Source organism: Nocardia sp. BMG111209 (genome assembly GCF_000381925.1).
Lineage (GTDB): Bacteria > Actinomycetota > Actinomycetes > Mycobacteriales > Mycobacteriaceae > Nocardia.
The window spans coordinates 1,386,582-1,400,377 of the sequence record NZ_KB907308.1; the positions used below are offsets into that span (position 1 = coordinate 1,386,582).

General features: G+C 72.9%; 8 protein-coding genes. 5 read left to right on the forward strand and 3 right to left on the reverse strand.

Annotated elements, in window-relative coordinates; genetic code table 11:
• Window positions 1-21: 21 nt before the first annotated feature.
• Both G361_RS0130105 and G361_RS0130110 read right to left on the reverse strand, forming a co-directional pair.
• A complete protein-coding gene (locus G361_RS0130105) occupies window positions 22-3,855 on the reverse strand; it encodes an ATP-dependent DNA helicase (RefSeq protein ID WP_019930860.1) in 3,834 nt (1,277 codons plus the stop codon).
• Window positions 3,852-7,625 carry an ATP-dependent DNA helicase gene (locus G361_RS0130110; RefSeq protein WP_155981910.1) on the reverse strand — a complete coding sequence of 1,258 codons (3,774 nt, stop codon included), beginning with the start codon at window positions 7,623-7,625 and terminating at the stop codon, window positions 3,852-3,854. Before G361_RS0130110 ends, G361_RS0130105 begins: the two co-directional genes overlap by 4 nt.
• Before the next feature lie 417 nt (window positions 7,626-8,042).
• On the opposite strand from G361_RS0130110, the gene G361_RS0130115 reads away from it, so the two are divergent.
• The 5 genes from G361_RS0130115 to G361_RS0130135 all read left to right on the forward strand — a co-directional run bounded on the left by G361_RS0130115 (window position 8,043) and on the right by G361_RS0130135 (window position 12,139).
• Window positions 8,043-8,804: an alpha/beta fold hydrolase gene (locus G361_RS0130115; RefSeq protein ID WP_019930862.1), complete on the forward strand. Its 762-nt coding sequence runs from the start codon at window positions 8,043-8,045 to the stop codon at window positions 8,802-8,804.
• Between the two features lie 2 nt (window positions 8,805-8,806).
• Window positions 8,807-9,121 (forward strand): MGMT family protein, encoded by a 315-nt coding sequence (locus G361_RS0130120; protein ID WP_019930863.1) that lies wholly within the window; start codon window positions 8,807-8,809, stop codon window positions 9,119-9,121.
• 65 nt (window positions 9,122-9,186) lie between these two features.
• Entirely contained in the window at window positions 9,187-9,903 is a 717-nt protein-coding gene (locus G361_RS0130125; protein ID WP_019930864.1) for a VOC family protein, read from the forward strand.
• A gap of 75 nt (window positions 9,904-9,978) precedes the next feature.
• The gene (locus G361_RS0130130; protein ID WP_019930865.1) at window positions 9,979-11,700 is read left to right on the forward strand and encodes an NTP transferase domain-containing protein; all 1,722 of its coding nucleotides are present in this window, start codon (window positions 9,979-9,981) and stop codon (window positions 11,698-11,700) included.
• Window positions 11,701-11,767: 67 nt separating this feature from the next.
• Complete coding sequence (locus G361_RS0130135) at window positions 11,768-12,139, forward strand: limonene-1,2-epoxide hydrolase family protein (protein WP_019930866.1); 372 nt, start codon at window positions 11,768-11,770, stop codon at window positions 12,137-12,139.
• Here G361_RS0130135 and G361_RS0130140 read toward each other — a convergent pair.
• Entirely contained in the window at window positions 12,136-13,788 is a 1,653-nt protein-coding gene (locus tag G361_RS0130140) for an ABC transporter ATP-binding protein (RefSeq protein ID WP_231387123.1), read from the reverse strand. The genes G361_RS0130135 and G361_RS0130140 overlap by 4 nt on opposite strands.
• Window positions 13,789-13,796: the final 8 nt, after the last annotated feature.

Sequence of the window (13,796 nt, forward strand, 5' to 3'; positions counted from 1 at the left end):
TCGCGGCGATTGTGCCGCGGCTCAATCCGATTCGTCGTCCGGCGCGGCGGCCCAGCTCGGGGCGGAGCTCTCGATGAGGCGGGCCAGTTCCTCCGGTCCGGGCAGGTGGCGCGGGGCGATGGTGCGACCGGTCCGGACGTAGTGGAAGGCCGCGCCGATGCGGGTGAGCAGTTCGGCTTCGGGGGCGCCGGTGCGGGCGGACATCAGCCGTGCCCACGCCAGGCGATAGACCGCGAGCTGCATCGCGACCGCGGCTTCCTCGGCGCGGGTGGGCTCGCTGCCGGTCTTCCAGTCCACCACCAGCCAGCGGCCGCCGGATTCGGCGAACACCGCGTCCATCCGGCCGCGCAACAGGGTTCCGGCGATCGAGGTCTCGAACGCGATCTCGACCTCCACCGGATTGCGGTCGGCCCAGTCGGAGGACAGGAACGCCTCCTGCAGGCGTACCAGTTCCGCGTCGGCGCCGTCGCCGTCGGCGGCGCCGGGCAGCGCGTCGAGATCCATCAGCTGGGTCGCGCCGAACCACTGTTGCAACCAGGCGTGGAACGCGGTGCCGCGGCGCGCGAACGGACTCGGCGGATACGGCAGCGGACGGCGCAGGCGCGCGGCCAGTTTCGCCGGATCGTCCCGCATCTCCACCAGGGCGGTCGCCGGAAGTTGGGCGGGCAGTTCCACTTCCGTCTCCCCCGACGCGGCGGCGAGATGTTCGGCCAGCAGCGCGTCGACGTCGGTGGCCCAGCCGTCGGGGTCGTCGTCGACGTCCGCGATGTCGTCCAGGAAGCGGTGCCCCGCGGGATCCGGTTCCGGCGGAACGGGATTCGCGGCGGCGGGGGTGTCGGGTTCCAGGTCGGCGAACAGGTCGAGTTGCCGGGGCCGATCCGTCGGCGGCGCGGTGGGGGCCGGTGGTGACGCCGCGGCGGGCTCGGGGGCGACGGATCCGGTCAGGGCCGCGCGGACCAGGGCCGCGCCGGATTCGACTGCGGCGCGGCGCTTTCCGAGCGGGTCGCGGGGCCAGGCGGCGCTGGCCGGATTGTCGGTGAAGGGGTTGACCGCGTCGGCGGCGGGCGGGTCGGACCAGAGGTCGACGCGGACGGCGGCCGCGGACGGGGAACCGGGGACCTCGGTGGCGTGCTTCAGCTCCAGCAGGAAGTCCGAGGGGCCCTTCGGCGTGGCGCCGGTCTCGGCCCAGTGGTGCGCGGAAACGAACAGGGCGCGTTCGGTTCTGGTGAGGGCGACGTAGAACAGGCGGCGTTCCTCGTCGACGCGACGCCGATGCAGGGCGTCCTTGTGCTGGTCGAGCGCGCGTTGCAGATCGGTACGGTCGTACAGATTCTCCAGGTCGAGGACGGGGACACCCTCGCGCGCCGCGGCGTCGGGGCCGTCCGGATCGCGTTGCCGGTCGCCGCGCAGTGCGGTCGGCAGTTCGGCCAGCGCGCCGAGCCAGGTGGCGGCCGCGTTGCCGGACGGGAAGACGCCGCGCGCCACGTGCGGCACCGCCACCACCTCCCATTCCAGGCCCTTGGCGGCGTGCACGGTGAGCACCTGCACACGGTCGCGGGCGACCTCGACCTCGCCGGGCTCCAAACCGTTCTCGACCTCCTCGGCGGCGGTGAGGAAGGCCAGCAGGCCGGGCAGGTTGGCGCGATGGTCACCGGCGTATCCGGCGACCACCTCGGCGAAGGCGTCCAGATGTTCGCGGCCCGCGCCGCCACCGGCCGCCGCGCGGCGGGCCTGGGTCTCCACCCCGACGCCGATGGTGCGCTCGACATCGGCGACCAGTTCCGGCAGGGACTGGCCGCTGCGCTCCCGCAGGGCCGCCAGTTCCCGGCCGAGGGCGGCGATCCGCTCGTGGCCGGATTCCGAATAGTGTTCCGGCGGACCGGGATCGGCGATCGCGTCGGCGAGGCCCGCCTGTTCGGCCGGCTCCGGGGCGACCGCGCGCAGCGCCTCGGCGAGGGCGGTGGGGTCGGCGATGGTGGCGGCCTGTTCCGCGGGCCTGCGGATGGACAGTTCCCGGGCACGCCCGGCGAGCGCGGCCAGATCGGTGACGCCGATCCGCCAGCGAGCGCCGGTGAGTACGCGCATCGCCGCGCCACCGGCGCCGGGATCGGCGATCAGGCGCAGGGTGGCGACCACGTCGGCCACCTCCGGGGTGGCGAGCAGGCCGCCGAGGCCGACGATCTCCACCGGCAGGCCGCGCTCGCGCAGGGCCTCTGCCAAGGAGGTGGCATCGGCGTTGCGGCGCACCAGCACTGCCGAGGTCGGGGGCGGCAGTCCGGCGTCGGCGTGCGACTCCCATTCGGCGGCGATCCGTTCGGCCACCCAATCCCGTTCCTCCGCAACGGTTTCGGTCAGCGCTAGAGCGACGATACCCGGTGTCGCATCGGGCCTGGGCCGCAGCGCGTCCACCGCGACCCCGCTGTCGCGCAGCGGATCCGCCACCAGATTCGCCAGGTCCAGCGCCTCCGGCGGATTGCGCCAGCTGGTCAGCAGCGGCAGGATCGGCGCGGGAACCCCCGGCGCGGTGGGGAAATCGGTGGTGAAGCGTGGCAGGTTGGCCGCCGACGCACCGCGCCAGCCGTAGATCGACTGCATCGGATCGCCGACCGCGGTCACCGCCAGCCGGTGTCGTGCCTCATCGGCTTCGGCGAATCCGGCTGGGGCAGTGACGGTATCGCCGACCCGGACGACGATCCCACCCGGATCTCCGGCCGAGGCGGTGTCGGCCCCCGCAGCATCGGTGGCGCCAATGATGGGCGAGGCACCACCAGCCGAAGCTGTGACGGCCGCCGGGTCACCGGCCGGGCCGGTGGTGGCCGTGGTGTCGGCGGGTGGGGTGGTTCCGGGTGTCGCATCGTCGGCTGGAGCGGGGGCATCGAGGGGTGGTGGGGTGGCGGGGTCGGGGCCGCGGGCGGCGTCGAGGTCGCCGAACAGGGCGGCGAGCAGGATGCGCTGGGCGTGGCCGGTGTCCTGGTATTCGTCGAGCAGGACCAGGCGGAAGCGGGTGCGTTCGGCGTGGCCGACCTCCTGGTGTTCGGCGGCCAGGCGGGCGGCCAGTGACATCTGGGAGCCGAAATCCAGTGCGCCACGGCGGCGTAACTCCTCGGTGAGGCGTTGTACCAAGGGCAGCAGGGCCACTCGCTCGTGTTGCGCCTCGAGGATGTTCATCAGTTCCTTGCTGGGGCCGCCGCGCTGGCGGGGGCCCCTCGGCAGGGTGAGGACGAGTTTCTCGAGTTCGGCGTGCGCCTCGACGAGTTGCTGCGGTTCCACCAGATGTTCGGCCAGCTGACCCGACAACGCGAGCACCGCCTCGGTGACCGAGACCGGGGTGCGGTCGGTGTCGAGGTCGCCGTCCCAGGTGGTGACGACCCGATGCGCGAGTTGCCACAGCTGGGTTTCGGTGAGCAGCGTCGAGGACGGTTCCACCGGCATCAGCAGGCCGTGTTCGGACAGCAGGCGGCCGGCGTAGGAGTGGTAGGTGCTGATCTCCGGTTCGGAGCCGGTCAGCAGGGAGCGGAGCCTGCCGTCGGGATCGATGTCGCGCAGCAGGGGCGCGCCGGCCAGCCTCGACAGCCGGGTGCGGATGCGAGTGGTCAACTGCTGCGCGGCTTTCCGGGTGAAGGTGAGGCCGAGCACCTGATCCGGCACGACGATGCCGTTGGCCACCATCCACACCACCCGGGCGGCCATCGTCTCGGTCTTGCCCGCGCCGGCGCCCGCGACCACGAGGGTCGGACCGGGTGGCGCGGCGATCACGGCGGCCTGTTCATCGGTCGGCGGCGGCAGGCCGAGGGCATCGGCCAGCTGACGAGGGGTGATGCGGCGCCGACCGGATCGTTCGCCGTGGTCACTCACGAATCGGTCACCTGCCGCCCGGCGTCCTGCACCGGACAGCTGCCGGCCACGGTGCAGTGCCGGCAGCCGTCGTTGCGCATGGCCAGATAGCTGGGGCCGCGGGTGGCCTCCGCGGCCTCGTGGATGGTGGTGCGCCAGCGATCGAGCGCCTCGGGGTCCAGCGGCGGTTGCATGCGCTGGGTGGCGCCCTCGCGGGTGCTGGGCTTCGCGACGTAGAGCAGGCGCGCGCCGCCGGGCTCGGCCTCGGCGGGGCCCTCGTCGAGGCCGCCCGCCGCGGCGGCGACCTGGTAGGTCGCCAGCTGGGCGTGGTCCTCGGCGGCCTGTTTGGAGATCGGGGTCTTGGCGGTCTTGACGTCCACGATCACGAAGCGGCCCAGCGTATCCCGTTCGACCCGGTCGACCCGGCCGCGGATCCGCACCGGGTGGTGGTCCGGATCGAGCGCGGGCAGCACCAGGTCCACCGGCACCTCGACGCCCATCAGGGTGAGTTCGTGGCGGGTGTTGCGCAGCCAGTCCAGGAAGGTGTCCAGCATGGATTCGGTGCGGCGCAGCTCCAGCCGGGAGTGCCAGCTGTGCGGACCGGTATCGCCGGAGGTCGGGTCGACGGCCTTCCAGGCGCGCACCAGCGCCGCCTTCACCTGCGCCTCGGTGACCTGGCCGGCCAGCGCCTGCACCAGGGTGTGCACCAGATTGCCCTTGACCGCGTGCGGATTGTCCGCGTCGCCGCCGCCGTGGCGTTCCAGCGCCCAGCGCAGCGGGCAGGTCTGCAACAACTCCACGGTGGACGGGGACAGCGAGACCGGGCCCTCGTCGTCACCCCACAGCGGCAGTTGCGAACTGAGTTCCGCGGTGCCGTACCAATGATCCGGATGCGCGCCCCGCACCCCCGCGCGGGCGAGTCGGGCCAGTTGCCGCGCGGCACGCTCCCGGCGCTGCGACACCTCGTCGGAATCGCAAGCCACGCCACGTAATTCGGCGATCAGTGCCTGCAACACCAGTGCGCGGCCCGGATCGACCGGTGGTGGCACCCGGCCCGGCTCACCCGGGGCGGCATCGGGATCGAGTTCGGCGAGGAACCGGGACGGCACGAGATCCCTTTCACCGGTGACGGATTCGACGGCCGTCACCAGCAGCGACCGGCGCGCGCGGCTGCAGGCGACCAGCAGCAGCCGCCGCTCCTCGGCCAGGATCGGCGCGGCCCGGCTCACCCGCTCGCCGGAATCCACCACTCCCGCAAGCAGATCCACCAGATCCTCGACGCCGAGCAGGGTGCCGCGCGGACGCAGATTCGGCCAGATCCCTTCCTGCACACCGGCGACGACCACCACCTCCCATTCGCGGCCGACGGCGGCGTGCGCGCTCAGCACCGCGACGGCCGCACCGGGATCGGTCAGCGGCGCCGAATCCTGCGGAATCTCCTGCTGTTGCAGATAATCCACGAAACCTTCGATGGTGGCGTGCGGCAGCCGATCGACATGGGCGGCCGCCGCGTCGAACAGCCCGACGACGGCATCGAGATCCCGGTCGGCCTGCATACCGGCCGCGCCGCCGCGCGCGGACTGCCGGACCCAGCGCTGTTCCAACTGCGAGGCCGTCCACACGGCCCACAGCACATCCTCGAGTCCGGCGCCGCGCTCCCGGGCCCGTTGCCCGCGCCGCACCGCCTTCAGCACCCGCCGCAGCGGCGCCGCCTCCACCTCGGTGAGCCGGTCCAGCACCGTGGTGTCCCCCACCCCGATCATCAGATCCCGCAACACTTCCGCCGACGAACGGTCCACATCCGGCGGTGCGTCGAAATCGCCTGCCAGCGGATCGAAGTCGTCGTCGATCCGGCTGCCCGAGGCCGGGTCACCGCGCCGGATGCGCTGCGGGACAGCATCTTCGGTCTCCGGATCGGCGGATCGGCCGTCCGGATCACGCGCGTCGAATTCGCCAGCGTGAGATTGCCCGGCACCCGCCGTATCCGACCGGATCACAACGGTTTCCGGCACAACCGCGGCGGTATCCGGATCCGCCGCTCCGGCCTGCTCCCCGGCGGCATCCGGCCCGGTGATATCGGCGATCGAGCCCGTATCGTCCTGGCGGCCGGGCACATTCGGTGCGGTCGACTCGGTACCGTCCCAATCACCGGTGTGGTCGGCGGTTCGCGGATCCTGTTCTCCGCCACGGCGATTGCCACGTTCGACCAGGGTGCGGCGGATGCCGCGGCGGAGCCGACGGAGGCTGATCTGATCGGCGCCACCGAGCGGACCGGACAGGAGATCGAGGGCGTCCTCCTCGGTGAACTTCGGGGTTCGGCCGGGGTGGCGCTCGGCCTCTTCGGCGGCCAGCAGGGCACGGAGGGTGAGCAGCAGCCAGCCCGCGCCGCGCCGACGGGCCAGGGGGACATCCGGTTTCGGTTGCAGCACCGGCACTCCGGCGGCGAGCAGGGCCCGGCGCAGCGGGGCCAGCGACAGCGGGACCGAGCGCACCAGGACGGCCATCTCCGACCACGGCACACCGTCGGTGAGGTGCGCCCGGCGAAGATGATCGGCAATGAGGGCCGCCTCCTTCGCGGGCGTGGTGAGCACCTGCACCCGTACCTCTCCGGGGGACGCGTCGAGGGCGTCGCGTGGCGGTAGCTGTTCCCCCGCCGACGAATCGCCGGGCCACACGCTGTCGCCGGTTGTCTCCGAACGTGTTTCGCGTCGCGACGGGTCCCGGTCCGGCGGTACCCGGCGCAGGTCCAGGCGATGGGGGCCGGCGCCGGGGAGCCGGGCGGTGATCCGGGCGACGGCGGCCCGGACGTCGGGGGCGCTGCGCCGGGTGTCGGGAAGTACGAGGCGGCGGTCGGTGGGGGCGTCCGGGTCGAGGAGGAAGCGGACATCGGAGCCGCGGAAGGTGAACACCGATTGGTCTGGATCGCCCGCGACGACGGTGGTGGCGGGCCCGGCACCGATCGCGCGCACCAGCTGAGCGGCGAGCGGGTCCAGATGCTGGGCGTCGTCGACGAGCAGGCAGTGGATGCGGCCGCGTTCGGCGGCGAGCAGGTCCGGGTCCTGGATCAGGGCGTCGAGGGCGGCGCCGACCAGTTCGGCGGCGTCCAGGGCCGGGGCGCTCGCCTCGGGGGCGTCCAGGCCGACCGACCAGCGCAGCAGCATCGCCTGTTCGTAGCGCTCGGCGAAGCGGCCGGCCGCGGACCATTCGGGGCGGTCGTGGCGGTGGCCGAGATCGATCAGATCCTCCGGGCCGAGGCCGCGTTCGGTGGCGCGCAGCATCAGATCGCGCAGCTGTTCGGCGAAACCGGTGGTGCCCAGCGCCGGATGCAGTCGTTGCGGCCAGAGGTCCTCGGCGCCGGCGGCGATGTCCAGCAGTTCGCCGCGCAGCATCTCGCGCAGCACCACATCCTGTTCGGTGCCGGTCAGCAGGCGTGGCGGTGGATTGCCGTGGGTGGCGGCGTGCCCGCGCAGGATCGCGAAGGCGTAGGAGTGCACGGTGCGGACCAGTGGTTCGCGCACCGCGCCCGGCACCTCACCCAGCTGCCGGGTGAGTGCGGTGCGGACGCGCAGCGCGGCCTGTTTGGCATGGGTGAGCACCAGCACCGATTCCGGATCGGCGCCGCCGGCGATGCGCTGGGCGGCCAGGTCGACCAGCAGCGATGTCTTGCCGGTGCCGGGTGCGCCGAGCACCTGCCAGGGCCGCCAGCCCGGTTCGGCGGCACTGTGGTCGAACAGCGGACGGACATCAGCGCCCCACTCCCGGGAGTGGGGTGCCGTTTCGCTGCGCCGCACCAAACGCACCGAGTAATCCGATCGCACCACGCGCACGATTTCAACATGTCGCCCCGACAGAAATTGCCGGTACCGCAGCAAACTGTGATCGTGACCCGCGATATATCCGTTCCGTGATCGGCGTCACCGGGGCCGGATCCGGAAAAACTCCTGGATATCGGCGGCGCGCGGGTACGGACCCGGAGTATCGGAAAGTGGCCGCCCGCACAGTATTTCGGCCAGGGTGTGATCTGCGCGCTTTCTCCGCGAATCGCCGCGGGACGAAGTCGGCGCCGGGACGGCCCGCTGTCCCGCTCCGGCGGACGCCTCAGCGTGTCGCGGCATCGTCCGCAGCGATCGGCCGGCGCGGCCCCGGGGACGGCGGGCCGTGGCCGAGGCCGGAGGGCACGGCAACGGGCCTACCGGCACAATGAGGCGGTGAGCGATCTCCACGTGTATCGGTACGGGCCCGTCGGCGGCCCCCTCGTCCTCGCTCTGCACGGGCTGACCGGGCACGGCCGGCGCTGGCAGCCGCTGGCCACCGAATATCTGCCCGAGGTGCGGATGCTCGCGCCGGATCTGCGGGGGCACGGCCGCTCGATCTCGTTGCCGCCGTGGACCTTCGAGACCGTGGTGGCTGATGTGGCCGCGGTGCTGGACGGTCGGCCCGCGCTGGTGGTGGGGCATTCCTTCGGCGGTACGGTGGCCATCCGGCTGGCCGCGCGATATCCGGATCTGGTGCGGGGGCTGGTGCTGCTGGATCCGGCGGTCGGGATGCCCGCGGACCTGATCGATCACATCGCGCGGGCGACCCTGGCCCGGCCGGACTACGCAGATGTCGAAGAGGCCCGGCTGGACAAACTGGAGACCGCCTGGGCCGACGTCGACACCGCCCTGCTCACGGCCGAACTGGCCGAACATCTGGTGCCCGCGGCCGACGGCCGGGTGCAGTGGCGGGTACATCTGCCCGCGATCGTCTCGTACTGGGGTCAGCTGGCCCGCGGGATCGTGCTGCCGCCCGCGGAGGTGCCGACGGTGCTGGTGCAGGCGATGAAGGCGCAGATCGTGACGCCGCAGTTCCGCGCCGCGCTCGGCGCGCACCTCGGCGACCGGCTCACGGTGCACGAATTCGACTGCGATCACATGGTGGCGCAGGCCCGTCCGGCGGAGACGGCCGCGGTGCTGCGGTCGGCGCTGTAGCCGTGGCGACCTCCGACGCCGAGATCGAGCGGGTCCGGGAACTGGTCGCGGCGATCCCACCGGGCCGGGTCGCCACCTACGGCGATATCGCGGCGATGGCGGGACTGTCGACGCCGCGCACGGTCGGCTGGATCATGCGCACCGATTCCGCCGATCTGCCCTGGCATCGGGTGCTGCGGGCCGATGGCCGGCCGGCGCCGCATCTGGCGCATCGGCAACTGCGCCGGCTGGCCGAGGAGGGCTGCCCGATCACCGACGACCGGGTGGATCTGGCCGCGGCCCGGCACCGCTTCGAAACCGGTCCCGGCGCAAGCTGACCCGCGACACGCGCCGGATCACCGAACCCGCCCCACGGGTGGCGCCGGTTGACTACCGTGGGGGTATGTCCACCCGTCTGGCATGCGTGGTGTTCGAGGTGACGAGGCCCAGGATCGCGGCCCGATTCTGGGCCGACCTGCTGGGCTGGCTCGTGACGGCCGACCGGGCCGGCGCGGTCGACGTGGCTGCCCCCGATCCGGACGGCCCCGACGTGGCGCTGAGTTTCCTGCCCGCGCCGGCGCCGAAGTCCGGGCGCAACCGGCTGCATCTCGATATCGCCAGCCGTTCCCTGGATCATCAACGGCTGCAAGTGGATCGGGCGCTGGCACTGGGCGCGCGGCGGATCGATATCGGCCAGCGCGACGTGCCGTGGGAGGTCCTTGCCGACCCCGAGGGCAACGAATTCTGTGTCCTGGAACCGCGGGAACAGTATGTGGACACCGGCGCCATCGCCGCGATCGTCGTCGGCTCCCCCGATCCGGGCCGCCTGGCGCGGTTCTGGTCGCAGGCCGCCGGCTGGCCGGTCGCGCTGGACGAGGCCCGGTACACCGGTATCCGGTCGGCCACCGGGATGGGACCGTGGCTGGAATTCCTCCACAGCGCCGACACCGCCGCCGCACCCGGCCGGTTGCATCTGGATCTGATGCACTTCGCACACGACGATCCGGCCGCGGAGGTGGCCCGGTTGCGCGCGGCCGGCGCGGTGCCGCGCCCGGAGACCGGCCCGCCGCTGGTACTGGCCGATCCCGACACCAACGAGTTCTGCCTGTTGCGGCCCTGATCGGCGCGGGCCGCGCCGTGGCACCGGCCCCGAACTACCATCGATAGACATGATCACGCTGCCGGGGGAGAGTTCGTGACGACCGCCGACGCGATCGTTCTGGCCGGCGGCCGCGCCACCCGCATGGGCGGGGTGGACAAGCCCGGCATCGTGGTCGGGGGACGATCCATGCTGGAGGCCGCCGTCGCCGCGACGGCGGGCTGCCGGCACACGGTGGTGGTGGGCCCGTACCGGCCGGATCTGCCGGCGGAGATCCGGCAGGTACAGGAGGTGCCGGCCGGGGCGGGTCCGGTGGCGGCGATCGCCGCGGGTCTCGCGGCGCCCGGCGATGCCGAGGTGGTGGTGGCGCTGGCGGCCGATATGCCCTTCCTGACCGGCGCGGCCGTCGGCGAGCTGATCGAACATCTGGACCGGTCCGGCGCCGACGCGGTGTTCGCCGCCGACGAGACCGGCCGCCCGCAATACCTCGTCGGCGTGTGGCGGCGGACGGTCCTCACGGCCGCGGTGGCCGCGCTGCCGTCGCTGATGAACCAGCCGATGAAGGCGCTGGTGCCGCCGCGTACGGCGCTGCTGCCGCTGGCCGGGGTCGCCGACTGCGATACCGCCGACGATGTGCGCCGGGCCCGCGCGCGCAGCGCCCCGCTGTCACTGGACGAGGCGCGGAACATGCTGCGCCGCAAGCTCACCCGATTACCCGTGCGTGAATCCGGATTACGTACCGCCGCGGGCGCGGCGCTGGCCCGCTCGCTGGTGGCCGCGGACGCGCTGCCCCGCTTCGACGTCTCCGCGATGGACGGCTACGCGGTGTCCGGCGACGGGCCCTGGCAGGTGCGTCACGATATCGGCTTCGCCGGTGGGGCCCGCCCGGCCGGGCTGCGCGCCGGTGAGGCGGTGCGGATCGCCACCGGCGCGCACGTGCCCGACGGCGCGACCGCGGTCCTGCGCGACGAATTCGTCCGCGTCGCCGCGTCCGAGCTGAATCGCTTGCCGGACATGCCGATTCGCGACGACCGCCGCCGTCGCGGCGAGGACTGGGACGCCGGTGACGTGGTCGCCCCCGCGGGCACGGTGGTGTCGGCGGCGCTGATCTCCGTGGCCGCGAGCGCCGAGGTCGCGACGGCGCTGGTCCGCGGCCCGGTACGCGCGCGAATCGTGATGACCGGCGACGAGATTCGCAGCGACGGGCCGCTGCGGGCGGGCCAGACGCGCGACTCGATCGGGCCCGTGCTGCCGGAGCTGCTGGCGCGCTGCGGGATCACCGTGGTGGATCGGGTACATCTGCGCGACACCGCCACCGGCTTCGACGAGGTGCTGACCGCCGGTGACGACTGCGATCTGCTGGTGGTGGTCGGCGCGACCGGCGGCGGCGCGGCCGATCAGCTGCGCGACGCCCTGGACCGGGCCGCCGCGCGGACGCTGGTGCACCGGGTGCGACTGCGCCCCGGCGGCTCCAGCGTGGTCGCCGAAATACCTTCCGGCGCGGCGATTCTCGGCCTGCCGGGCAATCCGTTCGCGGCGGTGGCGACCCTGCTGGTCCTGGCGCCCGCGGTGGTCGCGGGCCTGACCGGCGCCGCCTCGACCCGGCCGATCGTCGGGCCGCTGCGCAACGCCGGAGCCGTCGCGGACTCGGCCACCCGCATCACCACCGCGCGGGCCGTTCCCGAGGGCGGCTGGATCGCCGACCCCGGGGTCCGGACCAACCATCTGGCCGGGCTGCTGGACCGCGACGGCCTGGTCGTCGTGCCGCCGGGGGCCACCGACGACGCACTGGTGGAATTCCTCCCGCTGCCCTCCTGACCGCGGGCCCTTGCGGTCCGGTCACCCACCCGGCATTGTGTAACACGTTTCAGAATTGGAGGCTGTCATGACCACCGCGGGCGAGCTCGTCACCACCTTTTGCGCCGAATGGCGTACCGGCACACCGGAATCCATCGCCGAATACTTCACCGAGGACGCCGTCTACCACAACATCCCGATGGAACCGCTGGTCGGCAAGCCGGCCATCCTGGAGTTCCTGCGGGGCTTCATCGGCGCGTTCGGCAACATCCACTTCGATGTGCACCGGCAGGCCGAGATCGGTGATGCCGTGCTCAACGAGCGCACCGACAAGTTCACCATCAACGGTTCCACGATCGAACTGCCGGTCATGGGCAGTTTCGAGGTGCGCGACGGCCGGATCGCGGCGTGGCGGGACTACTTCGACATGACTCCGCTGACCAAGCTCGGGCAGGGCTAGGCGCCGGCGGCCAGCGGTGCGGCGCAATCCCGTGCGGCGGGATCCGGGATCGGGACCGCCGCGACCAGCCGGCGCGTGTACTCCGCCCGTGGCGCGACGAAAACCTGGGTGGCCGTACCGGTTTCGACCACCGAGCCGCCCTGCAGGACGACCACCCGGTCGGCGACGCGATGCACCACGGCCAGGTCGTGACTGATGAACAGGCACGAGAAGCCGTATTCGGCGCGCAGGTCGGCGAACAGGTCCAGCACCTGCGCCTGGATCGAGACGTCCAGCGCGCTGGTGGGCTCGTCGGCGACCAGCAATCGTGGGGTGAGCGCCAGCGCGCGGGCCAGGGCGACGCGCTGACGCTGCCCGCCGGACAGTTCGGCGGGCAGCCGCCCGGCGTAGTCGCGCGGCAGCCGTACCGACTCGAGCAGGTCGCCCACCTTGGCGCGCAGCAGCGAGCCGCTCGCGACCCGATGGACCTGTAGCGGTTCGCCGATCGACTCCGCCACGGTGCGCCGCGGATCCAGCGAGGCGGCCGGATCCTGGTGCACCAGAGCCACATTGCGGCGCAGGCCGCGCAGCTCCCGGCCCGGCAGGCCGGTGAGTTCGGTGCCCTGCAACACCACCCGGCCCGCCGCCGCCCGCACCAGGCCCAGCGCCACCCGGCCGAGTGTGCTCTTGCCCGAACCGGATTCGCCGACCAGGCCGAGCACCTCGCGCGGCGCCACCGTCAGCGACACCTCGTGCAGGGCCCGGAACGCGCGGCCCCGGCCGCGGTAGACGACGCTCAGCGAGTCGATCTCCAGCACCGGCGGTGGCGTGGCGGCCGATTCGGCCGGGGCGGCGGCGATCTCGGCGGAGTCCGGCAGGCGCGGTACGGCGGCCAGCAGCCCGCGGGTGTAGTCCTCGCGCGGTGTGGCGAAAAGTTCGCGGACCGGCTGGGTTTCGATCACCCGGCCGTCGCGCAGCACCACCACCCGATCCGCGATCTCGGCCACCACACCCAGGTTGTGGGTGATGAACAGGATCGCGGTCCCGTTGCGGCGCTGCAGGTTACGCAGCAGATCCAGGATCTCGGCCTGGACGGTGACGTCGAGTGCGGTGGTCGGCTCGTCGGCGATCAGCAGATCGGGTGCACCGGACAGCGCCAGTGCGATCACGACCCGCTGCCGCTGGCCGCCGGACAGCTGATGCGGATACCAGTCCACCCGGCGCTCCGGCTCCGGAATGTCCACCTGCCGCAGCAATTCGATCGCGCGGACGCGGGCCGCGGCCCGGCCGATCCGGCCGTGCGCGCGCAGCGCCTGCGCCAGCTGGGTGCCGATCTTCTGCACCGGATTCAGCGCGGTCTGCGGTTCCTGGAACACCATGGCCGCCCGGGTGCCGCGCAACTCGCGCAGGTGTTCCTCGGCGGCGCCGACGGTTTCGACGCCGGCCAGCCGGATCGAGCCCTCGGCGCGCGCTCCGTCGGGCAGCAGGCCGACCACCGACCGGGCGGTCAGTGACTTGCCGGAGCCCGACTCCCCCACCAGGGCCACGACCTCGCCGCGACGCACCTGTAGCGCCACCCGGTCCACGACGGTCCGCGCGCCGAAACGCACCGACAGCTCCCGGATGTCGAGGACCGGCGCATCCTGGGTGGGGGCGGGCACACTGGTCACGACGGGCT